The organism is Nocardia miyunensis NBRC 108239 (assembly GCF_001613065.1).
In the GTDB taxonomy this organism is placed as follows: Bacteria; Actinomycetota; Actinomycetes; order Mycobacteriales; family Mycobacteriaceae; genus Nocardia; species Nocardia miyunensis.
In genome coordinates this window covers 122,280-147,779 of sequence record NZ_BDBQ01000001.1, presented here as the reverse complement: position 1 = coordinate 147,779, position 25,500 = coordinate 122,280, and the positions used below count along the sequence as shown (strand labels likewise).

Genomic DNA, 25,500 nt, shown 5'->3' with positions numbered 1-25,500 from the left:
CGAACAACCTGCGGTTTCGGACTGTGCGCGCGTTGTGGCGCGGAGACGATGCAGGCCACAGCTACGGATCTGTCGCTGGCCGGCTGACTGGTGTTCGTGCGAGTGTGCGCGCGGCAGCTGGTTTGCCTAACACCGCAGTGCGACAGGACCCTTCGGGCAATGCCCGCACCGAACGGCTTGTGCACGTGCGAAGGTCAAGCAAAAGTCGATTGCTGCAGACGAAATCGAATTGGCAGCGCATGTTGGCCACATCCAGCTCACCGACGACCAAGAGACTGCAGTCGAGGACGATCAGACTGCGCTCGACAAACTACAGCAGCACGTCGTCGACGTTCCCACTTCGGCATACCGCCAGACCGCCGCTGCCGCGCTATTCAGCTGTAGATCGTCTATATCCGCCACATGCAACCGTCACGTTTTCAGTCTTCAGATCCTGGCGGCACAACTGCGCTCCCCGGCGCTCACCCGAGGTGGGGATAAGTGCTGGACAGGTAGTCGTCGATCTGATGACGCATGCTGGGGTGGATGTCGTACTGGTCGAGTTCGTCGGGCTGTACGTACGATGTGAATAATTCTGCAGTGGTGGGTGTTTCGCGAATCCGGTGGTCGAGGCTATCGCTGACGCGATAGCCTCGACCACCGGGATGTACGCCGAGAGCCGGAGTCTCGACGGTCGCTCAGGCGGTGAACCGGTACCGGGCCAGCCCACGTACCCAGTACGACGGCATCCACTCGGGGGCTGATTCGAGCGGCTGCAGATCCGGGTACCGGGTCAGTAGTGAACCGACTGCCTTGGCGCACATCATGCGGCCCAGGGGCGCGCCGATGCAATGGTGGGCTCCGGTCGCGAAGGACAGGTGCTTGTTGAGGTTCGGACGATCGAGGATGAAGCTGTCGGGATCGTTGAACACCGTGTCGTCGTGGTTCGCGGAACTGATGTAGGAGAACACCATCGCGTCCGCGGGAATCGTGACACCGGCGACCTCGACGTCCTGTGTGGATGTCTGGAACACCATCTGCACCGGTGAGTTCTGCCGGAGGGTTTCCTGCACGGCGGCCATCGCCCGGCTCGGATCGCGCCGGACCTCGTCCAGGATCTCCGGGTGGGTGAAAAGGTTGTAAACCGTCGAGCTGATCAGATGAGACGGAGTCTCGGAGCCACCGAACTGCATCAACGTGACCAGGCTCAATATCTCAGTGGCCGTGAGGGTTTGGGACTCCTCTTCCGCGCGCACCAGATCGGAGACCAGATCGTTGCCGGGATTCTTGCGCCGGTATTCGATCTGATCGGTGAAGTAGGCGCGCAGCTCGGCCACGCTGCGGTGGATCCGGTCGAGTTCTTCCTGCGGCAGCACACCGCGATTCGGCGATTTGAGCAGATCCATCGTCCAGCGTTTGAAATCCTCGCGCACGTCCGGGTCGTCGACCCCGAGCAGGTCCGCGGTGACGTTGACCGGTACGTAGGCGGCATAGTCGGCGACGAGATCGAACTCGGAGCGCACGGGCTCGAGATTGTCGAGGAGCCGATTCACCACCGCCTCGACTTTCGGCTCCATCGCTTTGATCGCGCCCGGCCGGAAGCCGGCGTTGGCAAGCCTGCGGATGCGGGAATGTTCGGGCGGGTCGGTGGCGATGATCGACTTCACCTCCGGTACCGGATCGAACTCACCGAACGCGTTGGCGATGAAGTCCTTCGCGGAGAAGATCTCCGGGTGCTTGAACGCGTTCTCGACATCGGAGTATCGGAAGATCCCCCATGCTCCGACCGACTCGATGTAGTGCACGGGAGCAGTCGCACGCAACTGCTCGTAGTAGGGGTAGGGATTCTGCTGAACGATCGGGGAAAGCGGATCGAAACCCGTCACGGTTGTCATCTTTGACCTCCAAATCGGGACCACGAACGTCGCCGCGATGCGGTCCTGTGCTGGGTTGGATGCGGGAAGTGGTGCGCGTCACGCGCTGAAAAATATAGTAACTATATTCATATTATGTCGCAACCGGGGCGGCTCGGCCGGTGATCGCGGGGTTGGTCTCGGCGGATTCGGGACGGCCTGATCAGTCCATGACGATCACGGCTCGGCCATTGATCTTCCCGGCGTCGAGATCGTCGAAGGCCTGCAGCGCATCGTCGAATCGATATCGCGTCACGTTTGCGCTGATCCGGCCTGCTTGTGCCAGTGCCACGAGGTCGGTCAGATCCTGACGGGTGCCGCTGTAGGGGCGAGTGATCGACGCGCCCCAAGGCAGGGACGTCGCCAGCTGTGAGGTCTCGAATTCGAATACGCCGTCGCTGAGGCCGGGTGCCCGGATCGCCCCGTACGGCGACACCACGGCGGCGGCCAGGGCCAGGGTTTCGGAGTTGCCGACCAGATCCAGCACGAAGTCGGCTCCGTATTCTCCCGTTGCGGACAGTACGTCCGCGCGCACTCCGGCCAGGTTGCTGCGGAATGCGTGATCGACCTTGTCGCGCACGGCATTCAGCGCCGCGTCCTTGATGTCCAGGGCTACTATCTGCACTCCGGTCAGTGTCCGCAGTATTTCGATGGCCATCTGGCCGAGTCCGCCGATGCCGATGACGACGGCGGACGCCCCCGGCCGCAACAGGTCTCGTGCCGCGTTGATCGAGTGATAGGGCACCAGTCCGGCATCGGTCAGGATCGCGGCGAAGGCGGGGTCCAGGCCCGCCGCGGGGATGAGCGCGGCGGCGGGTACCGCCACGAACTCCGCCATACCCCCGTTGATCGAAACGCCGGGCGTCGGTGCGGGAAACATCCGACCGCCCGTGTTCACGCACGCGTTGTCCCGTCCGGCGATGCATTGCCGGCACCTCCCGCACGACCAGACGGGATGCACGACAACCTGATCGCCGAGGGCGTTGCTGCGAACGTCATCTGCGAGCTCGACGATCTGCCCGCAGATTTCGTGCCCGAGCACGGTGCCCGCGGGCACCATCGGCTCACTCGAGGCCCGCATGTGAATGTCGGTTTGGCACACACCGGCGGCGACGACTCGCAGCAGCGCATGACCGGGTTCGAGCTGGGGCCGGTCGATTTCGGCGAGAGATACATCCTGGACACCGGAGTACTGGACGGCACGCACAGCCGCCTCCTGTCTGTAGAACGTCTGGATAAAGCCTGGATAATATGAATATAGTTAATAGATTTAAACCGGGCAACCGGTCCGGGCGCCACACCGCGCCGGGCATGCTGCGACGTCGGACGGTCGTGGCTCGAGGCCCGACGATGGCAGCGGCCGCGACGAGTTCGGGGGCCTGCCCGGTGGATCGGCCGGAAGCCGGAGGCCGAGATCGGGACCTCCAGTCGGGCAAACGGGAGCGGTCGAGGCAGGTGGTGCCGTAGGTTACGGCCGTGGGTGTGTATCGAGATCTGGCCGGCGCGGGCCTCCGGGGGCGGCCGGTGGGCCGGTCGCGGCGGTAGATTCGTGACGGTCGACAAGGATTCGATGGGGAGCGGCGATCGGTCCCCGACACAGTGCGACGAGGCCCGCGTACTCGAGTCGGAGCTGGTGGCAGCCGGATTCGCGGATCCGGTGGAGATCGGTCACGGTGGATTTGGTGCGGTGTACCGATGCGCCCAGCCTGCTTTGGACCGCGTCGTAGCGGTCAAGGTGCTCACTCGGGGTATCGATGACGAGAACCGGGCGCGTTTCCTGCGGGAGCAACGCGCCATGGGCAGGCTCACCGGCCACCCGAATATCGTCACCGTGCTGCAGGTCGGCGCCACCGAGAGCGGGCACCCGTTCCTGGTGATGCAGTACCACGCGCGCGAGTCCTTGGACTCGGTCATCCGCCGCGGCGGGGTGCTCTCGGTGCCGCAGGTTTTGCGGCTGGGGGTCAAACTGGCTGGGGCGGTGGAGACCGCGCACCGCCTCGGCATCCTGCATCGCGACATCAAACCGGGCAATATTCTCCTGACCGAATACGGTGAACCGGCGCTGACCGATTTCGGTATCGCCCACTTTTCCGGCGGGTTCGAAACCACGGCCGGCACGGTCATCGCGTCTCCGGCGTTCACCGCGCCGGAGATACTCGAGGGCCGGCCGCCCAGTCCCGCGTCCGACGTCTACAGCCTCGCGGCGACGTTGTTCTGTGCGCTGACCGGTCACGCCGCATTCGAACGCCGGACCGGCGAACGGTTGGTGACCCAATTCGTGCGGATAACCACCGGCGATGTCCCGGACCTGCGTGAGCGCGGCATACCGGAAGACTTGGCGATGTCGATAGGACGGGCGATGACGGGGCGACCCGACGCCCGCCCGAGCACAGCGGCCGAGTTCGGCGATGTCCTGCGCGCCATCGAAGCCGACCGCGGGTTCGTCGTCGACGAAATGGCACTGCTCACCGAGGGTGGCGAGGTTCTGAAAGAACCGCGGGCGCCCCGAGCGTCCAGGGAGACCCTGCCCACTGGCATTCCCGCGCAATCAGGACGCGGTCCGGCGGGCAACCTTCCCCCGGAGCTGACCAGTTTCGTGGGACGCAGGCGGGAGCTGGCGGCCGCGAGTGACAAACTCGCGCAGGCGCGGCTGGTCACATTGGCCGGGGTCGGGGGCGTCGGTAAGACACGGCTGGCGCTTCGCTTGGCCGCCGACGTGCGCAAGCAGTACCCCGACGGTGTCTGGCTGGTGGAACTGGCCGAACTGAAGGACGAGTCGCTGATAGCGGACGCGCTCGCGTCCTCGTTGGGCTTGGGAAACCAATCCGCTGCCCCGATGCGGGATGTGGTCGTCGAGTACCTCGCTACCCGCCGTGCGCTGGTGGTGCTGGACAACTGCGAGCACATGATCGCCGCGGTGGCGCAGTTGGTCGAAACGCTGCTGCGGTCCTGCCGGTCGTTGAGCATGCTGGCCACCAGCCGCGAGCCGCTGGATATCGAAGGCGAAATGCTGCTGCGGGTGCCGCCGCTGGCTCTGCCCGAACCGGGGGAGGGCGCCGCGGTGATCGCGGCCCCCTCGTACGACGCGGTGACGCTGTTCGAGGAACGCGCGGCCACGGCCGTCCCGGGATTCGAGATCACCGATGAGAATCTCGCCGAGGTCGTGCAGATCTGCCGGGACCTCGATGGTCTGCCGTTGGCGATCGAGCTCGCCACCGCGCGGTTGCGCGCGATGTCGGTGACACAGCTGTCACGGCGCCTGACCGACCGGTACAAGTTGCTGACGCATGCGAACCGTGCCGCTCCGACTCGGCAACAGACCCTGCGGCTGTGCGTGGAATGGAGTTATGAGCTGTGCACCTCGACCGAGCAGCGGGTGTGGGCACAGCTGTCGGTGTTCGCGGGCAGCTCCGAACTCGACGCCGTGGAGGCGGTCTGCGTGGAGCAGGACGCGTCGGTCGACCTGCTGGACTGCCTCGCCTCCCTGGTCGACAAGTCCATCCTGATCCGCGAAGAGCTCGACGGAGTGGTCCGCTTCCGGATGCTCGAGACGCTGCGCGAATTCGGCCGTGAGAAGGCCCGGTCCAGCGGAATTCACGCGATGCTGCGGCGGCGTCACCACGAGTGGTACCGGCAGCTGGTGCTCGACGCCGATGCCCGCTGGCTCGGCGCCGACCAGCTGAGCTGGCTCGCCCTGCTCGGACGGGAACAGGCCAACCTGCGGGAGGCGATGGAGTACGCGCTCTCGGACGAAGTGGGCATGGACGCGGAGTCGGCGCTACAGATCGCGGCGGGCTTGTTCCCGTTCTGGTTGTCCCGCAATCTGCTCAGCGAGGGCCGGTATTGGCTGGATCGCGCGCTGCTCGAGGAGTCCGCCGACACGTCGGTGCATCGCGTGAAGGCCATGTACGCCGACAGCGTCTTGGCGGAGTTACAGGGTGAGTTCACGACGGGCCGCGAACTCGTCGCCGCCGGCGAGGCAATAGCGGCGAAGATGGACCACCCGGTCAGTAGGGCGAGGATGGCGCATGCCGCGGGGTTGCTGGCTCTGTACAGCGGTGACGTGGCACATGCCTGCGCTCGTCTCGAGGACGCGCTCGCGGTATTCACCACGCAGCAGGACCAGGCCACCCGGGTGTGGATTCTGATGATGCTCGGATTGGCGTACGACCTGGACGGGCGTGCCGACCAGGCCATTGCCTGCCAGGAGAAGGTCCTTGCCATTACCGCCGCGGCCGGGGAGTCGGTGTATCGGTCGTATGCGTTGTGGGCCTTGGGAATCACGGTGTTCCGGCAGGGTGGGTTGGAGCAGGCGTCGGAGTTGTTGGGGCAATGCCTGCGGTTGTGCCGGATCGTGGACCAGCCGTTGGTGACCGGTGTCTGTGTCGAGGCCCTCGCCTGGGTCGCCGCGCAGGAGCGCCGCATGGGCGATGCCGCGCTGTTCATGGGTGCCGCCGATGCGCTGTGCGCCGCCGTCGGCAGCACCTCGGTCCTGTTTCCCGAGCTGCGTTGCCACCACGACGATTGTCAGCGCGTGACGCGACAGGCCCTTGGTGATTCCGAATACCGAATCGCCTATCGCCGGGGTTCGCGCATGGAGGTCGAGCGGGTCATAGCGCTCGCGCTCGACCATGACGCCCGGCCGAGTTCAGCCGCTGCCCCCGGGACCGTGCTGACCGTCCTGGAGCGGCGGATCAGTGAATTGGTGGCGCGGGGTCTGAGCAACGATGACATCGCTGCGGAATTGGCGATCTCGCCGGCCGTCACCCGTCGGCATCTGGGCCGGATACGGGCCAAGCTCGGGGTCAGGTCGAAAAAAGAAATCGCGGCGTGGGTGCGGGCGCAGGGCCGGGGTCAGATCTCGAATACGAAGACCACCCGCCGACGTCCCGCTGGTATTCAGCGTTGACCGGCTCCAACTCTCAGGCCCCGTACATCTCCCAGGTCAGCGCCTGTTCCATGACCTTCGGGAACTTTCGCTCGAAGAACGCCCGGGTCTCGGCCATGTGCTGGGTCATCACATCCCGCGCCCTGTCGGAGTCGCAGTCTTCGATGGCTTCGCAGATCTGCTCGTGAATTTCGGCGACATGTTTACGAGAGGTTCGGCTGTAGACCACACCCAGGCGGACGCCATCGATGATCCAGTCCAAGGAGTTCAGGAAATATGTGAGCAGCGGATTGCTCGCGCCCTCGGCGATGAGCTCGTGAAAACGGTGATTCTCGTACAGGAATACCTCTTCGTCGGCCAGTTCTGCCCGCATGACGTCGACAGACTGCCGAATGCCGTCCAAAACGCGCTGGTCGCCATTACGCGCGCACAGGGCGGCGGCGATTGGCTCGATGTACTCGCGGACTTCCAGGACCGATCGAAACGGGGTATCGGCGAACTGCATCAACAGCGCCAGCGTGCTGGCGAGTTGCCGGGAATCGGGGCGGCCGACAGTGGGACCGCCACCCCGGCCGGGCCGAATGTTGATCACGCCCTGCTGCTCGAGGATGCGCAACGCCTCGCGCACGGTGCTTCGTCCTACACCGAAGGATTCATTCATATCCGCTTCGATCGGCAACGGATCCCCAGTGCGAAGGCCGTCGTCACGGATCATTCGGACGATGCGCTGCGCAAGAACCTCCGATCGTTTGGGCGGCATCTCCGATGGGCGTGTCCGCGGCGTGACGTCCCGGAAAAGAGGCATGATCTCGGTGGCATCCTCCTCGCGGACTTCGGCGCCACGGCGGGTGAGACCATCGGATCGCGGAGAACGGGGCCCTGCGTCGTCGGCAGTCTTTCCAGGCATATATTCATCATATATTTATTTTCGGCCCGTACTACTCGGAGCTGGTTGGGTCCGAGTAGTACGTGGAGGCGGCCGGGACTGCCGGACGATGATCCCGAGGCGTACGCATCGAGGTGATCGTTACCCGGTAGGCGTCCCGGCGGTGCAGACAGACGCTCTGATCGCACAGTTGGTGGAGTTGGAGCATGACTCGCGCTTGCGCGACGGTCATGGGATCGGGTGGATAGCGGCACTCGGCCGAGAGCGTATTCGATTCGGGCACGACCGTTCACCTCCCAGTGAATCGCGGAGATCGCTTCTCCGCCAATGCGCGTCGTGCTTCGGATGAGTCGTCGGTCGACATGACGACCGCATGGTGCGAGGAGATGAGGTCCAGGGCGGTTCTGAGATCGTGCCGTTCGCCGAGCCTCGTACTTCGTTTGATCATCTGTACGGCCACAGGTGGCTGACTCGCTATCTCCGATGCCAGGGCGAGTATCGCCGCGTCCAGTTGCGCGTCGGGATATACGCCACTGACCAGGCCGAGGGCCAGCGCTTCCGGCGCGCCGACGGTTCCTCCGGTCCACATCAGCTGCAATGCGCGGGCAGTGCCGACGATGCGGGGCAACAGGTAGCAGCCGCCGTCACCCGGCACCAAGCCGACCCGGATGTATGCCTGGGAAAACCGCGCCGACTCGCCGGCCAGCCGGATGTCGGCGAGCAGAGCCATGTCCATTCCCGCGCCGAAGGCATCGCCGGGTACCGCGGCCAGATACGGCTTGCTCAGCGCCTCGGCGGCGTGCGCGACCCGGTGCACATGCTTGGTCAGCAGGTTCTTCGCGCCCAACGGGGTCTGTTCGATCTGTTGCAGGACCGCGAGGTCGACTCCGGAACAGAACGAACCGCCCGCGCCGGTGACGACGACGACCCGCACGTCCGGATTGCTTTCGGCGTCGACGAGCGCGTCGGCCCACGCGGCGATCATCTCCAGGGTGAACGCGTTCTTACGGTGTGGACGGTTGAGTCGGATGGTGGCGACGTGATCGGCTACGTCGTATTCGATATCTGACATCGTGGCTCTTTCGGTTCGATTCAGTGCGCGCCCAGAATCAGGACGTTGTAGTACTGCGCACCGGAGCCGGCTCCGGCGACCAGGCCGGCCCGGGCGCTCGGCACTTGCCTGTCCCCGCTCTGCCCGCGGATCTGCCGGACGGCCTCGATGATCTTCAAAGTGGGTGCGCCCCAGCCGATATGACTGAACGAAAGCACACCGCCGTCGGTGCAGGTGGGAAGTCCGCCATCGATGCCTATGCCGGCGTCCAGGGCGAACGGTCCGCCATCGCCCTGTGCGCAGAAACCCAGGGCCTCGTATTGCCGGAGAACCTCGGCGGAGTTGACATCGTAGAGTTGCACGAAGTCGAGGTCGTGAGGTCCGAGCCCGGCTGTGGCGAAGGCCCGGCGTGCCGCGTCGGCCCCGATCATCCACACGTCGTCGTACAGCGGCGGGTCCACATACTGCTGGCGCATCCATTCCGCGCCTCCGCCGAGGATCCGGACCGGTGTGGATTTCAGGTCTCGCGCCCGGTCGATCGATGTCACGACCAGCGCGGCAGCCCCCTCATTGGCCAGGCACACCTCCAATCTAGTGAACGGGTCGACGAGCCTGGGCGCGGCCAGTACGTCCTCGGCCGTGTACGGGCCACGACCGGCCATGACCGCGTCGGGATTGGCCGACCCGGTACTGCGGATGGCGGCGGCGACAGCGGCCATGGCCTCGCGCGCATGCGGATACCGGTGTACATAGCGCTGCGCTACGAGCGCGAATTGGGCTGTGGTGAAGGACCCGAACGGTTCGACGAATTCGTTGGCCGGGCGGGTGTAGGAGGCGACCCGGCCGGCTTCGGCGCTCAGGACGCCCGCTTGTCCTCCGGTGATCAACACCGTGTGGCATTGACCGGTGATGATCGCCGCGGCGGCGTCGAGCACGGCGGGAACCCCCTGCGGGTAGGTGTCGCCGATCCACCGGACTGGGATCCCCAGCAGTCCTGCCCAATCGGCGGATCCGGGTTGAAACACCGTGCCGCCCGGGCCGGGCCATCGCGCGCAGATGCCATCGACGTCGGTGCGATCGATTCCGGCGTCGGCGAGTGCTGCTTTGGCCGCGCGCACGCTCGCGGTCAGTGAATTCATCTCCAGTCGCCGAGCCTGCTCGGTCATTCCCACGCCGACGATGGCGATGTCGTGGAAGGGATGTGCGCTCATGAGATGGCGGCCGGCGCACTCAGAACGTGTCGGATCTCGGCTTTGACGGTCTTGCCGACGGCGTTGCGCGGCAGGTCCGGCCAGATCTCGATTCGTTCCGGCACCTTGATGCTCGGAAGTCCGTGCTCGCGGCACCACAGCTTCAGTTCCTCGGGCTCAGGAGCGTGCGGTCCGCTGGCTACGATCACCGCGGCGATGGCTTCGCCCCATTCGGAGTCGTCCAGTCCGACGACGGCGGCCTCGCGCACGCGCTCGTGGAGCGTCAGGATGTTCTCGATCTCGGTCGGTGCGATATTGAAGCCGCCACGGATGATGAGGTCCTTCTTCCGGCCGACGATTTTCAGATAACCGTCCGGTGTCCACTGGCCGATGTCACCGGAGTGCATCCAACCGTCGATGAGCACTTCCGAGGTCCGGTCCGGTTCGCGGTAGTAGCCGGCCATCGTGTGCGGGGTCCCGAACACGATCTCGCCCGGCTGTCCCGCCGCCACGTCGGCGCCCGCCTCGTCGACGAGTCGAACCATCACCGTCGAGGACTCTTTGCCGCAGGTGGAGAACAGTTCTGGGTGTCCGGCCGCCGCCAGTGCGTGATCGCTCTTGCGAAGCATCGTCCCGATCGAGGCGACCTCCGCCATCCCGTACAGTTGGACGAAGATGGGGCCGAAGCGTTCGATCAAGGCCGCGACCCGGTCCGGGGCGATCGGCGCGGAGCCGTATCCGATGGTTCGCAGCGTGGGGATCGAGTCCACGCCGATGTCGGATTCGAGCAGCCGGATGAGCATGGTGGGTACCAGGAATGTGTGCGTGACCTCGTTCGCGCGCACGTCGTCGGCGAATCGCCCGGGCTTGAATCCGCGCGAGTCCGAGAAGCCGATCGCACCGCCGAGCAGGGCGAGGGGTGCGATCGTGATCTGCATACTCGAGTTGTGCGGGATGGCGATCAACCACCGCGAATCGGCCGTCAATTCGTATTCGCTCACCGCCACCGCGGCGTGTTGCAGTGTCGCGCCGACGCTGAACAGAATGCCTTTGGGCCGGCCGGTGGTGCCGCTCGAGTAGACGATGCAGAAGTGGTCGCCCGGGCCCACCGTCCGCTCGATCCCTGGAGCGGCGGCCGAGGCAGTGCTCAGCTGCGATTCGTACTCACCCGCATCATCGATATCGATGACGACGCAGTCGCCGCCTTCGGTGAGCCGTCGCGTCATCGGTGCCAGCTCCGAGTCGGTGAGAACAACTTTCGGGCGGCAGTTGTCGAAGATGTCGGCGTACTCGGGTTCACCCAGACGGAAGTTCAGCCCGACGTAGACGGCTCCCGACTTGGCGCAGCCACCGACCAGTTCGAGTACCTCCGGGCGGTTGGCGACCAGAACGGCGACGCGGTCGCCCCGTTCGACCCCGTAGCGGTCGATCAGCAGGTTCGCCAGCCGGCAGGCCCGGTCGTTCACTTCGGCCCAGGTCCGGGAGCCGGAGTCGCCGAAACTCGCGAGCCCGCCGGGATTCCGGCGGGCATTTCTGCTGAATGCGAGTCCGATATTCATCGCGGATCCTCCATATCGAGGGTTCGGAATGCTGGGAATGTCCAGTGATCGTCGATTTCCAACCAGGTGACCTCGACTCGTGCGCCGATCGGGGTCGGCACATCGGCGGTGGCGACGATGTTCGTGAGCATGTGCCACCCCTCGTCGAGTTCGACGACCGCCAACTCGTAGGGGGCAGGCAACGCCGGGGACGGTGATCGGTGAACGCGGGTGCTGCTGTAGACCGATCCACGCCCGTTGCTGTCCAGGTAATGCCATTTCTCGCTCAGACAGTGCGGGCAGATCAGCTGTGGTGTGAAGAAGCTGCGTGCGCAGTCCTGGCACACCGGACGCACGAGCCGACGTCCGCGGGCGGCTTCCCAGAACGGGGCCGTCAGCTCGTCCGGAGTCGGGAGCGGGCGCTCGAATCGAGGCGCCATCATCGCCCGCCGACGAGTAGGAAGTGGGCCGCAACCGCCACCGGCATGCCGACACTCACGCCACGTTCGCGCGCGGGACCGTTGCAGGCGCTGATCAGCCCCTCGCGGTAGCCGCGAAAGGCATCTCCGATCGGCGCGGTCTCCCCGTCGATGCACGCGCCGGCCAGCCCGGCCTCTTCGGCGGTGCGCAAGCCCACGATGCCCGAGTCGTTCTTGGACTTTCCGCCGTCGTGGCAGATGAAGGCCCACGGATGGGCCTCGATCAGGAATTTCGCACCGCTGCGGCCGGTGTGTCCCGCGGTGACCATGACACTGCGGCCGGCATCTTCGGGCAGCGCCCAGACGATGGAATCGGTGACCACGACACGACGGCCGTCCGGAAGCTCCTCGTATATCTCCCGGCGAATCTTGTTGCCGACCGCGGTGTCGACCGGCTCCCCGTCGCGCAGGAGTTCCGCGGCGGCCCGAACCGCCATGCCGACCGAAACGCCGAGGCGCTCGGCGTGGTAATTCACGTGCGAGATGATTCCGCTGTCGTGCAGATCGCGGCCGTTGCCCATCTCGACGGTCATTCCGTCCGCAGTGGCGGCGGGGATGCCGAGGGCCTCCAGGTACCACAGTCCGGCGATGCCCGCGCCGTCCTTGCCGACGCACGCATCGTGCCCGATGACGCCTCGTGGACGGTGTATCGCACACATCCGCGCGGGCAGGACTCCGATGTAGGACGCGGGCAGAACGACATCGCGCTCGGTGTTTCGTTCGTCCACCCATCGGGCGGAGTCCATGATGACGATGCGGCGTCCGTTGTTTTCCGAGACGACCTCTTGGGGGTGGTCCTTCTCACGCTCGAGCAGGGTGTTTCCCACTGCGCATCTCCTTGCCGACTTCGGTGCCGCGCATCATGCTGCGGCAGAATTTAGCAATAATATAATCATATTTAACTCTGCTTGAGAAGGGGTTCGCACCCCAGGCTTCCGCGGTGAAGGGCTCCGTCTCCGCAGCGGCCGCTGTGATCGCAGGGCTTACGGGACAGCTCTCAAACATGATTATATTAGTTAGATTAAGACAGTGTTCTCCCACGCGATGGGTGAATCGATTCGAGAAGTGAGGAGAAAGTTCGTGAACCTCGAGGGAACATCCGCGCTGGTCACCGGTGGTGCATCCGGCCTCGGCCTCGCCAGTGCCAGGGCACTCGCCAAACGCGGTGCGCACGTGACGATTCTGGATCTGGCAACCTCCGCCGGCGCCGAGATCGCCAGGAGTTTCGACGGATCCGCCGACTTCGCTGCCGCGGATGTCACGGACGAGGCTTCGGTGGCGGCCGCACTCGACCTGGCGCAGTCCCACGGCCCCTTGCGCGCGGTGGTGCACTGCGCCGGGCGTAGTCACACCACACGCATCCTGGACAAACAAGGTCTGCCCAACCCGCTCGAGAACTATGCGGGCGTCATCCACACCAACCTCATCGGCTCATACAACGTCCTGCGGTTGAGCGCGGCTCGAATGGTGCACAACGATCCACTCGACGGGGATCGCGGCGCGATCGTGATGACGGCCTCGGTGGCCGCGTGGGAGGGACAGGTCGGCCAGATCCCCTACGCCTCGTCCAAGGCGGGCGTCGTCGGCATGACCATCGTCGCCGCGCGCGATCTCGCGAGCTACCAGATCCGGGTGGCGACGATCGCTCCCGGCATCTTCGACACGCCACTGCTGGCCCGGCTCCCCGAGCCCGTCCGCGAGAAGCTCGGACAGTCGGTGCCGCATCCCAGCCGCCTGGGCGACCCGGCGGAGTTCGGGGCGCTCGCGGTGCACATCATGGAAAATCCCATGATCAACGGAGAGACGATCCGCCTCGACGGCGCGATCCGGATGGCCGCACGATGAGCGCCCCGGCACCGGACCTGGCACTCGCGATCGACGAACTGCCCAACGGCGTCGTCGTTCTCGCGATCAACCGGCCGCAGGCCCGCAACGCGGTCGATCTGGCCACCGCGCGGGCGATCAGCCGCACGTTCGATCTGCTCGACGATGATCCCGAATGCCGTGTGATAATCCTGACCGGCGCGGGCGGGCACTTTTCGGCGGGTATGGACTTGAAGGCGTTCCGCGCGACGGGCGAGCGACCTGTCGACGCGAAACGTGGCGCGTTCGGTCTGGTGCGCAAACCCCCGAACACTCCGCTGATCGCCGCGGTGGAGGGCGCGGCCGTGGGCGGGGGATTCGAGATCGCGCTGGCGTGTGACCTGGTCGTCGCCGCCGAGAACGCCGTCTTCGGGCTGCCCGAGGTGAAGCGCGGGCTGACCGCCGCGGGCGGTGGGCTGCTGCGGCTGCCGTCGCGAATCCCATATCACCTGGCCATGGAGGCGGTTCTGACCGGGCGGCACCTGAGCGCCGCCTGGTGCGCCGATCGCGGTCTGGTCAATCGGATTGCCCCGGCCGGGCATGCCCGCCGGGTGGCTGTCGAGCTCGCCGAGGAGATCGGCGCCAACGGACCCCTCGCGGTGCGGGCGTCCAAGCGAGTGATCGTCGAGTCCGGCGACTGGGCCTCGGCCGAGGCTTTCGAGCGGCAGGAGGCCATCGTCGATCCGGTGCGTCGTTCGGCCGACGCGCGGGAGGGTGCGGTGGCCTTCGCCGAGAAGCGCGCACCCCTGTGGTCGGGAATCTGACAGGAGCAGCCGATGTGGCTCAGGAATGGGCATGCCGGGAATTCGAAGGACATGACACCTCATGCCTACGAACCTCGGATGCCGCCGAAACGATCCGAAGTGATCGCGCAGCGGATCGTCAAGGAGATCCGCCATCGGGGACTGCGTCCGGGGGATCCGCTCGCAGCGGAGCCGGAAATGTGTTCGGGTTACGGCGTCGGTCGCAGCACGCTTCGTGAGGCGCTGCGAATACTCGAACTCCTCGGTGTCATCGAGGTCCGCGCGGGCCGTGGTGGCGGGCCGGTGGTCGCCGCCCCCAATTCGCGACACCTTGCGAGCACCCTCGCGCTGCTGATGCAGTTCTCCGAGACCACCTTCGCTTCGGTTGTGGAGATGCGGGGGTATATCGAGCCCATCGCCGCATCGTTGTGCGCGGCACACCGCGACGAGAAGACCGTCATCGGCCTGAAGAATTCGGTGGCCAATATGCGGGCCAATCTGGACGAAGAGACCGTGTTTCTGGACGAGAACCACAACTTTCACGGTCTCGTCGCCGAAGGCACGCACAACCCGTTGATTACCTATATCTCGAATTCGCTGGATTGGGTTCTCGACGGTGCGCCGCTGGGGGTTCGGTTCACCAGGAGTGCGCGCCGGTCGGTTCTCGCCGTCCACGAGGTGATCTGCGAGGCCATCGAAGCGGGAAAGCCCGACGAGGCGGGAAATGCTATGGCGCAGCATATTTCGGAGGCTGCGAGGTATTACGAGAGGAAGTTCCCCGACATCATGGGGAAGGTGGTGACCTGGGAGCTCTACGGGCTCTGATCCGGTTCTGCGAAGCCGGTCGTCGACCCCTGACCCACCCACCGCGCAATCGCCGGCCGGACCCATCGCACACGATGGGTCCGGCCGGCGAATCTTGTCGATTTACAGGGTATTTCAGATGTACAGGGCGACGTCGTCACCCTCGACGTCGATCTGGTACACCCGGGCGCGCAGCTTCAACGCCGGTGCGAGCACCGACTTTCCGTCCGACAGGTTGAATTCGAACCCGTGCCACGGGCACCGCACGATCTCACCCTCGCGTCCCCATTCATAGGTGTCCGGCGCGCTCTCGAGCATCATTCCGGTGGGTGCGTGAGTGCACAGCGGCGCACCCTTGTGCGGACAGGTATTACGCATGGCGTGTAAGGAGCCGTCGACATTGAACACAGCGATCTCCACGCCCTCGATATCCAACACCCGGCGCGTGTCGCCGGGAAAATCCTGTAGTTTGCCGATTACATGGCGGGTCATGTCCTACTCCAGTCTTGCTTTTCGGGGAAGCGCGCTTGCGCGAGGGCCGGCCGCGGCGGTGTATCAGAGACGCTCGATCAACATGGCGGTGCCGAGGCCCCCGCCGCAGCAGATCGTCACGAGGCCGAAGCGAGAATCGGTGATCTCCAACCGGTTGACCACAGTGGTCAGCAGGCGGGCGCCGGTGGCGCCCAACGGATGTCCGATCGCGATCGCGCCACCCCAGCTGTTGACGCGGTCCATGTCCGGCCGGAATTCCCGTTGCCAGGCGAGCACCACCGACGCGAAGGCTTCGTTGATCTCGATCGCATCGATGTCACTGATGCTCATGCCGTTTCGCTCGAGGATGCGCCTGGTCGCGGCGATAGGACCGGTCAGCATTTCGACCGGGTCGACGCCGAGCACCACCTGGTCCACCACGCGCGCCCGCGGGCGCAGACCGGTGTCCCGCGCGAACTGCGCGCTGGTGAGCAGCACGGCGGCGGCGCCATCGGAAATTTGCGAGGAATTGCCGGCGGTGACCTTTCCATCCCGGGCGAATACCGGCTTCAGGGCCGCGAGAGCTTCGGGCGTCGACCCGGGCCGGATGCCCTGATCGGCGTCGACCTTCACCCCGTCGGCGTCGATGGGGTGAATCTCACGACCAAGATGCCCGTCGCGAGCGGCCGCCGCCGCGCGCTGGTGCGACAGCGCGGAGAATTCGTCCATCTCGGCGCGGCTGATCCGGTAGGCGTCGGCCAGCCGTTCGGCGGCCTCGCCCTGGGACACCAATCCGTAGCGGGAGTGCAACTCCGCGGTGAATGCCCGGCCCCATTGTTCCTGCGAGCCCTGATTGACTCGGAATCCGTTGCGGCCCATATGTTCCACGCCGGCGGCGATGACCGCCCGGTCGATTCCGGCCCGGATCGACGACGTGGCGAAATGCGCGGCTTGCTGGCCGGAACCGCAGCGGATGTCGACCGTCGTGGCGCCCGTGGTCGCGGGTAGCCCCTTCTGCAGCCAGGCGCTGCGGGCGATACCGGAGGACTGCTCGGCGATCTGGTTCGCGCACCCGGTGATCACATTGTCGATCGCGAGCGGATCGGCGCCAGCTCGTGCCAGCACGCCTTGGTAGCACTGCCCCAGCAGATCGGCGGGATGGACATCGCGGAACACCCCCTTCTCGGCATGGCCTCGTCCCACGGGGGATCGCACCGCATCGACGATCACCGCGTCCTGAGCCGTATCCGGTGCCCTCATGGCGTGACTCGCCCGGCTGCCGTGCTGCCATCGTCGGCCAGGACCTGGCTGACGAGCGCTTTGGAGATGCCGAGCCGCAGAATTTCCGACGACCCCTCGTAGACCCGCATCGGGCGGGCCTGCCGGTACAGCCGTTCGAGCTTGGAGTCACGGACCAGTCCGAACCGGCCGGAGATCTGTACCGCTCGGTCGGTGATGCGGCCGGCGGTCTCGCTGGCGACCAGCTTCGCCATGGAGCTCAGATGCAGGGATGCGGCCGGGTCGACCCGGGCCGCGTCGGCCGCCTTGTAGGTCAGCAGTCGTGCTGCCTCGAGTTCGGCCCATGAGGCGCCGAGCATGTCCGCGACCGCTCCGAGTCTGGCCAGCGGCCGTCCGAACTGGATCCGTGTCCCCGCATGCCGGGCCGCCTCGTTCAGCGCGGCCTGGGCCAGGCCGATCGAGGCGCCCGCGACCGATACCCGGAACACGGCGAGCGTCGCGAGCACGTGGTCCAGGCCTTTGCCGATGTCCCCGATCCGGTTCGCCTCGTCGACCTCCACGTTGTCGAAGTCGAGATCGGCCAGGATGTGCGGCGCGATGATCTCCGGTGTGGGGGTGATCTCCAGCCCGGGGGTCCCGGCGGGCACGAGAAACAGGCTCAGCCCCTGGCCTTCTCGGGCCAGCACGCAGTAGAACCCCGCGGCGCCACCGTTGGAGATGAAGGACTTGTTGCCGTTGAGCATGAGCCGACGCCCATCCTGGCGAACCTCGGTGACGATGTTCTTCAGGTCCGAGCCCGCGTCCCGCTCGGTGAGCCCGAGCCCGGCGAGGACCTCCCCGGAGGCGACCTTGGGCAGCCAGTGGTCGCGCAGGGCGTCGCTGCCCGCTCGCGCCAATCCGAAACTGCCGATCCCCTGTAGTGCGAAAAGAGAATCCAGGTGTGCGGAGGTGCCCATGAGAACCTCGCGCGCAACGCTGACGGCCAGCGGGTCGACGGCGTCGAAGCGTCCTCCCCAGCGGGCCGGGACCATCAGCGTCCACAGGCCGCTGCCGGCCAGCAGTTTGTGCACGCCTTCGTGCACCGTACTCATCGCGTCGGCCTCCACGGCCAACGGTTCGGCCGCGGTCGCCAGGGCGATCGCCTCGTCACGAATATCGAGATATTTCTGATCCAGTTCGAAAACCATTGTCTTCCTTGTCTACCCGGGCGCGGGTCGGCTCCGTCCGATGCATTCGGAACGCGTTGCGCACTCTGGAATGAAATTCACAGGTCCAACTTCAGGCAGCTGCCTTGCGCGCGGGAGACGCACACCATCATGCAGTCACCGCCGGCGCGCTCACTCTCGGTCAACACCACGTCGTGGTGTTCCGGAGTGCCTTCGAGCACCACTACCTCGCAGGTCCCGCAGGTGCCCTCCTCACATGACGCGTCGACATCGATGCCCGCCTCCAGTAAGGCGTCCAGGATGCTCTTGTCCGCGGGCACAATGACGGTGATGCCGGACTGGGCGAGTTCCACTTCGATCGCCCGCGCGCCGCTCAGGTCCGGAAGGTCGGCCCGAAACCGCTCGACGTGCAAAGCTCCTGTCGGCCAATAGGTTTCGCAGTGTCCCTCGATCGCGGCGAGCAGCGGCTCGGGGCCGCAGCAGTAGACGGCGACATCGGGCTCGGGAACCGCCAGCTCGGCGGCCAGATCGAGCAGTCCGCCGGTGTCCTGCGGGTGCATCCGCACCTTGTCGCCGTAGCGGGCCAGTTCGTCACGAAAGGCCATCGAGTCGAGTGAACGCCCCCCGTACAGGAGAGTCCACGGGACCTCCGACGCTTCCGCCGCGGCGATCATGGGCAGCATCGGTGTGATGCCGATACCGCCGGCGACGAATTTGTACGCACCGGCGGGCTCGAGCGGGAAATTGTTGCGCGGTCCGCGGCAGGCGACGGTGGCGCCGGTGTCGAGCTTGTCGTGGATGTAGTCCGAACCTCCCCTGCTGTTCGGCTCGCGCAGCACCGCGACGGTCCAGCAATGGCGGTCGGCGGGATCTCCGCACAGCGAGTACTGCCTGGCCAATCCGTTGCCGAGTTTCATTTCCACATGCGCTCCGGGCGCCCAGAACGGCAGTGCGGCACCCGTTTCGGAGGTCAGCTCCAACGCGACTATGTCGGCTGTCAGCATCCGCCGGTTGCTCACCACCAGGTCGAGGTCGACTTCCGGATCGCTCGCTGTCATCGTCAGGTTCCTCATCGTCGAGGGGGTTCGCTCAATTGATGCGGTCACCGTAGAGCTCCCGCGGGGTGTCGACCTTGATCCGGCGCTGGAGGTCCTCCGGGAGCCCGGCCAGGGCGTTGACCGGATCGTTGTAGTTCCAGTGCGGGTAGTCCGAGCTGAACATCAGCACCTGCTCGGCATTGATCATGTCCATCAGCGCGGTCAGGTGCTCGCGCTTGGGCGGTTCGACGAACGGCTGCGTCGTGAACCGCATATTGCTGTTGAGATAGTCGCTCGGATGGCGCTTGACCCAGGGGATCTCGTCGCGCAATCCGTGCCAGTCCGCGTCGAGCTTCCAGGTCAGTTCCGCGATCCAGGCGATACCCCCCTCGGCGATGACGATCTTCAACTCCGGGAATCGCTCGAATACCCCGTGGCACAACAGACTTGCCGTGTTCGCTTGATGAATCTGACCGAGCAGCGCGTGCCACTCGATGTAGTAGGTCGGAGTGCCGGCCATGCGGGGTGCGCGAGCGTAGACATTCTCGGTTCCGCTGGGATGGACGCAGATGGGCAGCCCGTGACGTTGCGCGGCTTCGTAGATCGGGTAGTAGTGCTTCTCGCCCATCAGGATGTCGTGCAGGGGCATGAAGATCTCGACGATCCCGGGGCGGTCGGCCACCCTGTCGATCTCCTTCACCGCGAGCTCGGGATCCTGTGGCGCGATGACCAGACCGCCCCGATACCGCTGGTCGAACTGCAGCCAGCGCTCACACATCCAGTCGTTGTAAGCGGCGGCGATGGTGGCCGCCACCTGCGGGTCGGGCATGGCTCCGAGGCCCAGCAGGTGTCCCGACAGCAGGATCGCCCGGTCGATCCCGCGGCCGTCGAGCAGCTGTGCGGCGGTGAAGGCGGGATCGGTGGCCGGAGCCATTCCGGGACGGGCGGTGTCGCCGCGCATGCCGCCGGAGGAGTTGATGTAGAGATAGTCGAGCGGGAGGTGGAACTGCGATGTCGCGTACCCCGCTGCCCAATCGTCGGATAGCCCGATGCCCAGGCGCTGCTGCCAGGCCTTGCTCATGTAGGGCACCAGGGTCGCCAGCCCCTTCTCCATATACGGATGGACATCGGAGTCGATGATCGCGAGTTTCGTCCTCTGATCATCGGTCCGTTCGGCGGCATATGCGGTGGTCATGGAGGTTTCCTTGCTTCGGCGACGTTGCGTAAAACATGTGTATGTTATGCACATTACAGTCGAATCTGGGTGATGTCGAGACTCGGGTGCCGTGTGCGTCTGGTCGGATTGCGCGGCTGCCTACGGACTCTTGTCTTGTGCTGAAAATATGACTATGTTATACCTCATTAAAGTGTTGCCTCCGTCACAGTGTGGTGACACGGAGAACGAATTCGAGAGGTCAATATGTCAACTACCGCAGCGCCCGCGGACAAGCTCGATGTCGACGTCCCCGCACTTCAGCAGGTGTTCATCGCGGGGGAGTGGGTCGCGTCCGCCGGCACCGGAACCATCGACGTCGTGATGCCCTCGAACGAGCAGGTCGTGGCCACGGTGCCTTCGCCCGGCGTGGCTGACGCCGACGCCGCTGTGAACGCCGCCCGGGCGGCGTTCGACGACGGCCCGTGGCCGCGTATGACCGCCGATCAGCGGGCGAAGATCTGTCGCGTGTTCGCCGATGAGCTCGAATCCCGGCTGGACGCGCTGAACCGCGCCTGGATGTTCGAGTCCGGGTACACGCGAGCGCACAGCGAGATGATCAACTCCGGTGCCGGACGGGCGATCTGGGGTCACGCCATCGAGATCGCACCCGGCCTCGAGTGGGAGCAGACACGGGCCAATGCCACCAGTGAAGTGCTGGTCCAGCACCAGCCGATCGGAACGGTGCTCGCGATTCTGACCTACAACGGTCCGGTCCCGCTGATGGGCATGAAGGTCATCCCCGCGCTGCTCGCCGGGTGTACCGTCGTGGTCAAGTTCGCGCCGGAGTCCCAACTGACCTCGCGGCTGATCATGGACGCCGCCGCGGCAGCCGGTTTCCCGGCGGGCGTCATCAGCGGCCTTGCCGCCGAACTCGAGACCAGTAAGTACCTCGTCGGCCATCCGGGTATCGACATGGTGCACATGACCGGCGGTACCGCGGTGGCGAAGGAGGTCGTGCGGGAGACCTCGAATCGGCTGGCGCGCACCGGACTCGAGCTCGGCGGAAAGTCGCCCGCGATCCTGGCCGACGATGTCGACATCGACGAGGTGCTGGCGACGCTGGTGCCGGGCGCGATCGGTGGTTGCGGACAGGTGTGTGTGGCACTCACCCGAATTCTGGTCTCCCGCAAGCGATATGACGAGGTCGTCGGCAAACTCGCCGATGCGTTCAAGGCGATCAAGGTGGGCGATCCCTTCGATCCGGACACTGATCTGGGCCCCCTGGCCAACAAGCGCGCTGTCGAGCGCACCGAGCGCATGCTCGCCAGGGCGCTCGAGCAAGGAGCGGTGGTCGCGGCCGGTGGCAAACGGCCGGAAGGGATTACGCGCGGCTACTACTTCGAGCCGACACTGTTGCGCGATGTGACCAGCGATATGGAGATCGCGCAGGAAGAGGTCTTCGGGCCGGTCATCGTCGTCATCGCCTATGACGACATCGACGACGCGGTGCGGATCGCGAACGACACCGAGTTCGGCCTCGCCGCATCGGTCTACGCGGGCGACCGCGACGCCGCGCTCGAGATCGCGCGGCGCATTCGCTCCGGTGGAGTCGCGCTCAACCTGGCCGGTTGTTCGCTGACCGAGCCCTTCGGCGGAGTCAAGCAGTCCGGCTGGGGGCGCGAGTGCGGCGCCGAAGGAATCTTCGAATTCACCGAGATCAAGCAGATCCTGCTCAGCGGCGCGTACTCGGAATAGCGCCGACCCAACTGACCGGCCTCATCCGGGCCGCAGTTGCCGTTCCACAGAAAAGGAGATCGTCCCGATGGCTGACAACCCGCCCGTTCGACCGTTCAAACGCGATATGTTCACCGACTTCGACTTCGAGGACCCGGAATTCAACGAACGCTTCGACGAGGTGCTCGATGAGATGGCCGCCAAATGTCCGGTCGCGCACAGCCGAACCGGACACGGATACAAGGTCATCAACACCTACAAGGATGTGAAGAAGGCCGCGCAGGACTGGCGGACGTTCAGCTCCGCCAAGGGGTACGCGCTGAACCGGCCGGAGGGAACGCCGACCATCCTGCCGGAGGAGTCGGATCCTCCGTACCACGACAAATGGCGGAAGGTGCTCAACCCGTTCTTCTCCCCGACGGCCGTCGCCGAATTCGAGGACGAGATCCGCACGATCGCCAACGAGTTGATAGATACCTTCGAAGGCAAGAAGGACTGCGACTTCGTCCGCGACTTCTCGGCGCACCTTCCGGGCATGGTGTTCTTCCGGTGTGTCATGGGAGTTCCCGAGGCGGACCTGCCCGAACTCTTCGAGGGCATCGACAAGGGCACCTTCGGTCCGCTGGCCGAACGCCCCCAGTACTTCCAGAAGGTGAACGACTACCTCGACGCGTATCTGGCGAAGCGCGGTGACGAGCCGGCTCGCGGCGATGTGGTCGACGTCGTCAACGCGGGGGTTGCACAGGAAGACGGTACCCCCGCTCCTTGGGCGGACAAGGTCGCGATCGTGCTCGATCTCGTCTTCGGCGGGCTCGCCACGACCACACACGCGATGACGGCGGCGGTGAACTACCTCGCTCAGCATCCGGACGTGCGCGCCGAACTGTGCCGGGACCCCGCGCTGATTCCGCAGGCGGTCGAGGAATTCGTTCGCCTGTTCGCGCCCGTCGTGGCGCCGGCGCGCTACGTCACGCAGGATACGACCCTCGGCGATCTGGAACTTCGGAAGGGCGACTGGATCGCGCTGAATTATGCCGCGGTGTCGCGTGATCCGGAAACGACGGATGACCCCACGACGTTGAACATCCACCGGAAAGGCGTGGTGCATTCGGCCTTCGGCATGGGACCGCACCGGTGCCTCGGATCCCATCTCGCCCGGCTCGAACTTCAGGTGACGCTCGAGGAGTTTCTGCGCCGCATCCCGAATTTCCATATCACCGAGGGAACTTCGGCGAAGACGGAAACGGGGCAACTTCGAACGACGACATCGCTGGAGATCACTTTCGGCGATGCAGTAGCGAAAGGCTGATCATCATGAAGCTGAGGATCGATGGTGCGCTGTGCACCGGGCACGGCCGATGCTATTCGGTAGCCGATGATGTGTACGAGCCCGATGAAGAGGGCTATTCGGCGAACCGCGACATCGAACGCGAGGTGCTGCCGGGACACGAGGAGTCGGCGCGGCTGGGGGCCTTCAGCTGCCCGGAAGGCGCGATCGTCCTGAGTGAGGACTGACCGCGGGCTGGTCGGCCGCGGTGCCGGACGATGAGACCGATTGCGGCCGCACGATGATGTGCGGCCGCAATCGGCGTCTGCGGTAACAGCTCCGCTCGAACGACCTCGGCTCGGCGAGCGTTCATGCTCGCCGAGCCGGGGAATGTATCGGAGATCAGCTCGAAATGCCCAGCAGGCGTGCGATATTCAGCCCGAGAATCTGATCGACGTCCGCATCGGGCAGCCCGAGTTCGCGCACGGCCCGGATCTCGCGGGCCTGGTCCGCCATGGGCCAGTCGGAGGCGAACACGACGCGATCGGGCCCGTGCTTCTGGATCACCTTGCGGACCTCGCCCGGATCGAGTTCGGCGAGACTGGGCGGCCACGACGTATCCACGTACACCGGAAGGCCGATGACGGTCTCGGCCGCGGCACGGAACTGCCGATAGCCGCCGAAGTGGCACGCGATGACATCGAGCCGCGGGAAGTTGCGCACCAGATCCGCGAGCATGGTCGGGCTGCAGATGCCGGCGGAGTCCGTTGTGCTGATCGAGCCGACGTGGATGACCACAGCGAACTCACCCTGCATCGCGTCGAACACCGGAGTGAGCCGCGCGTCGTCCAGCGCGTAGTGCTGGAAGAACGGATGGATCTTCACCCCCTTCAGTCCGTGGCGCCGCAGACCGGCGAGATTCTCCTCGGGGGTCAGGTCGGGGTGAATCGAGCCGAAACCGACGAAGTAATCCGGATCGAGCGAGGCCGAGAACTGGTTCGCCTTCTCCACGGCGCCACCGTTGTTGGCGACCGCCAGACAGACCGAACGATCGATCCCCGCATCGGCCATCGACTTCTTCAGCCCGTCCCGGGTCCCGTCGCCCCGCCGCTCGAGGTCGGGCACCGACCCGGCGAGGGCTTTGCGGGCAACCGAGTCGGGCCACATGTGTGTATGCGCGTCAATGATCACAGTTGTTCCTAATCAAGTAGTAGGGATGGGGTGACTGGCCCGAAGGGCCGTCGCACTTGTTCCTCGCGGATGGCCGTCGGGTGATGCCCGAGTTGTTCCCGGCGTTCGACGTCTTCTGAAAGAACGGCGCGCCTGACGGAATCCGGTTGTGTGGTGGTGGGCTTGCGTTGCTCGAGCCCGCCGCAGGATCGACCTCCCGATGGTCTTCCCGAGCCTTCGAGCTCTTCGACAGCTTGAGGTCCTGCGGTGTGCTGGAGTCACGGACGGCTGATGAGATGTCGGACCATCGAGTCCTGTGATTAGGGTGCCGCGTGACTTCGACCCGGCTCGCGCACGGCATGAAACATGAAGGAACGGTGAGGGTTTGAACTTCTACTGCGGAATCGACTGGGCCGAAGCCCACGTGCGCCACGAGGCGTCCGTATTCGAGTGGGGGTGAGAGACCTGCACCTGCTGGCCGTCGCAGCGGCTGGTTGAAGCTGGGGGCAGCCTGATCCGGGAGACGCCGGGGAGGGCGGGAGCAGCCCCGACAACGCCGGGACGTGTCGGCACTGCCAGACGATGCGGGTTCGGTTAGCCAGACGAGAAGGTATACGCGAGAAATCAGTGTCTGACGCCCCTTAACGGCCCACCAGCTCAAATCTGGTGGATATGGGCTGGGCGCGGTGCGTAACCGTCGCCTGTTGGTGGCGGGGAACTTCTGGCCACGATGTGACAACCGGTCAGGAGGCCACGGTGAAGGTCTGCGGCGTAACCGTGGCGATGCCGCAGGGGTAGAGCTGGATGCCTCACTCGTCGATCGAGTACGTGATGAACGTGGGAACCGTCCGGCACCGCCCTCGTCTCCGCGCGGCCAGCGTGGTGGCAGGGCAGGCGCGTCGTCTGCTGAGGGTGTCGGGCGGGGC

Annotated in this window: 21 protein-coding genes and 1 pseudogene; 7 read left to right on the top strand and 15 right to left on the bottom strand. The window is 65.4% G+C overall.

Annotation, left to right across the window (positions count from 1 at the left end; all coding sequences use genetic code 11):
• Positions 1-677 precede the first annotated feature (677 nt).
• The 3 genes and pseudogenes from NM2_RS00645 to NM2_RS52835 all read right to left on the bottom strand — a co-directional run.
• On the bottom strand, positions 678-1,874 hold the full coding sequence (locus NM2_RS00645) for a cytochrome P450 (RefSeq protein ID WP_067662324.1): 1,197 nt from the start codon (positions 1,872-1,874) through the stop codon (positions 678-680).
• Positions 1,875-2,055: 181 nt separating this feature from the next.
• Positions 2,056-2,730, bottom strand: a complete 675-nt coding sequence (locus tag NM2_RS51220; RefSeq protein WP_245717765.1) for a zinc-binding dehydrogenase — start codon at positions 2,728-2,730, stop codon at positions 2,056-2,058.
• Between the two features lie 15 nt (positions 2,731-2,745).
• Positions 2,746-2,973 (bottom strand): annotated as a pseudogene (locus tag NM2_RS52835) (alcohol dehydrogenase catalytic domain-containing protein); the annotation flags it as partial.
• A 468-nt stretch (positions 2,974-3,441) separates the two neighbouring features.
• Between NM2_RS52835 and NM2_RS00635 the strand changes: the two are divergent.
• Positions 3,442-6,801: a protein kinase domain-containing protein gene (locus NM2_RS00635; protein WP_369690286.1), complete on the top strand. Its 3,360-nt coding sequence runs from the start codon at positions 3,442-3,444 to the stop codon at positions 6,799-6,801.
• Between the two features lie 13 nt (positions 6,802-6,814).
• Here NM2_RS00635 and NM2_RS00630 read toward each other — a convergent pair whose 3' ends face one another.
• The 6 genes from NM2_RS00630 to NM2_RS00605 form a co-directional block, all read right to left on the bottom strand.
• A complete protein-coding gene (locus tag NM2_RS00630) occupies positions 6,815-7,540 on the bottom strand; it encodes a FadR/GntR family transcriptional regulator (protein ID WP_067662318.1) in 726 nt (241 codons plus the stop codon).
• A gap of 415 nt (positions 7,541-7,955) precedes the next feature.
• On the bottom strand, positions 7,956-8,738 hold the full coding sequence (locus NM2_RS00625; protein WP_067662315.1) for an enoyl-CoA hydratase/isomerase family protein: 783 nt from the start codon (positions 8,736-8,738) through the stop codon (positions 7,956-7,958).
• 20 nt (positions 8,739-8,758) lie between these two features.
• Entirely contained in the window at positions 8,759-9,928 is a 1,170-nt protein-coding gene (locus tag NM2_RS00620) for a thiolase family protein (RefSeq protein WP_067662312.1), read from the bottom strand.
• Positions 9,925-11,466 carry a class I adenylate-forming enzyme family protein gene (locus tag NM2_RS00615; RefSeq protein ID WP_067662309.1) on the bottom strand — a complete coding sequence of 514 codons (1,542 nt, stop codon included), beginning with the start codon at positions 11,464-11,466 and terminating at the stop codon, positions 9,925-9,927. Before NM2_RS00615 ends, NM2_RS00620 begins: the two co-directional genes overlap by 4 nt.
• Positions 11,463-11,888 carry a Zn-ribbon domain-containing OB-fold protein gene (locus tag NM2_RS00610; protein ID WP_245717763.1) on the bottom strand — a complete coding sequence of 142 codons (426 nt, stop codon included), beginning with the start codon at positions 11,886-11,888 and terminating at the stop codon, positions 11,463-11,465. Before NM2_RS00610 ends, NM2_RS00615 begins: the two co-directional genes overlap by 4 nt.
• Positions 11,885-12,751 (bottom strand): hypothetical protein, encoded by an 867-nt coding sequence (locus NM2_RS00605; RefSeq protein WP_067662303.1) that lies wholly within the window; start codon positions 12,749-12,751, stop codon positions 11,885-11,887. The genes NM2_RS00610 and NM2_RS00605 overlap by 4 nt, the downstream gene beginning before the upstream one ends.
• Positions 12,752-13,004: 253 nt before the next feature.
• Here NM2_RS00605 and NM2_RS00600 point away from each other — a divergent pair, with 253 nt between their 5' ends.
• The 3 genes from NM2_RS00600 (at position 13,005) to NM2_RS00590 (ending at position 15,355) form a co-directional block, all read left to right on the top strand.
• On the top strand, positions 13,005-13,769 hold the full coding sequence (locus tag NM2_RS00600; protein ID WP_067662300.1) for an SDR family NAD(P)-dependent oxidoreductase: 765 nt from the start codon (positions 13,005-13,007) through the stop codon (positions 13,767-13,769).
• Complete coding sequence (locus tag NM2_RS00595) at positions 13,766-14,551, top strand: crotonase/enoyl-CoA hydratase family protein (protein WP_067662296.1); 786 nt, start codon at positions 13,766-13,768, stop codon at positions 14,549-14,551. Before NM2_RS00600 ends, NM2_RS00595 begins: the two co-directional genes overlap by 4 nt.
• A 78-nt stretch (positions 14,552-14,629) precedes the next feature.
• Positions 14,630-15,355: a FadR/GntR family transcriptional regulator gene (locus NM2_RS00590; protein ID WP_067662292.1), complete on the top strand. Its 726-nt coding sequence runs from the start codon at positions 14,630-14,632 to the stop codon at positions 15,353-15,355.
• A 114-nt stretch (positions 15,356-15,469) separates the two neighbouring features.
• On the opposite strand, the gene NM2_RS00585 is transcribed toward NM2_RS00590, so the two are convergent.
• The 5 genes from NM2_RS00585 to NM2_RS00565 all read right to left on the bottom strand — a co-directional run bounded on the left by NM2_RS00585 (position 15,470) and on the right by NM2_RS00565 (position 20,442).
• Positions 15,470-15,826: a Rieske (2Fe-2S) protein gene (locus NM2_RS00585; RefSeq protein WP_067662290.1), complete on the bottom strand. Its 357-nt coding sequence runs from the start codon at positions 15,824-15,826 to the stop codon at positions 15,470-15,472.
• Positions 15,827-15,889: 63 nt separating this feature from the next.
• Positions 15,890-17,065, bottom strand: a complete 1,176-nt coding sequence (locus NM2_RS00580; protein ID WP_067662287.1) for a thiolase family protein — start codon at positions 17,063-17,065, stop codon at positions 15,890-15,892.
• On the bottom strand, positions 17,062-18,231 hold the full coding sequence (locus tag NM2_RS00575; protein ID WP_067662284.1) for an acyl-CoA dehydrogenase family protein: 1,170 nt from the start codon (positions 18,229-18,231) through the stop codon (positions 17,062-17,064). The genes NM2_RS00580 and NM2_RS00575 overlap by 4 nt, the downstream gene beginning before the upstream one ends.
• Before the next feature lie 77 nt (positions 18,232-18,308).
• A complete protein-coding gene (locus NM2_RS00570) occupies positions 18,309-19,268 on the bottom strand; it encodes a PDR/VanB family oxidoreductase (protein WP_067662281.1) in 960 nt (319 codons plus the stop codon).
• 31 nt (positions 19,269-19,299) lie between these two features.
• Complete coding sequence (locus NM2_RS00565) at positions 19,300-20,442, bottom strand: amidohydrolase family protein (RefSeq protein ID WP_067662278.1); 1,143 nt, start codon at positions 20,440-20,442, stop codon at positions 19,300-19,302.
• A gap of 225 nt (positions 20,443-20,667) precedes the next feature.
• Here NM2_RS00565 and NM2_RS00560 point away from each other — a divergent pair, with 225 nt between their 5' ends.
• From NM2_RS00560 to NM2_RS00550, 3 genes are all read left to right on the top strand, one after another.
• Positions 20,668-22,158 carry an aldehyde dehydrogenase family protein gene (locus NM2_RS00560; RefSeq protein WP_067662275.1) on the top strand — a complete coding sequence of 497 codons (1,491 nt, stop codon included), beginning with the start codon at positions 20,668-20,670 and terminating at the stop codon, positions 22,156-22,158.
• 67 nt (positions 22,159-22,225) lie between these two features.
• Positions 22,226-23,446, top strand: a complete 1,221-nt coding sequence (locus NM2_RS00555) for a cytochrome P450 (RefSeq protein ID WP_067662273.1) — start codon at positions 22,226-22,228, stop codon at positions 23,444-23,446.
• 5 nt (positions 23,447-23,451) lie between these two features.
• Positions 23,452-23,652, top strand: coding sequence for a ferredoxin (locus NM2_RS00550; protein WP_067662270.1), 201 nt, complete (start codon positions 23,452-23,454; stop codon positions 23,650-23,652).
• 154 nt (positions 23,653-23,806) lie between these two features.
• On the opposite strand, the gene NM2_RS00545 is transcribed toward NM2_RS00550, so the two are convergent.
• A complete protein-coding gene (locus tag NM2_RS00545; RefSeq protein WP_067662267.1) occupies positions 23,807-24,595 on the bottom strand; it encodes an amidohydrolase family protein in 789 nt (262 codons plus the stop codon).
• Positions 24,596-25,500: the final 905 nt, after the last annotated feature.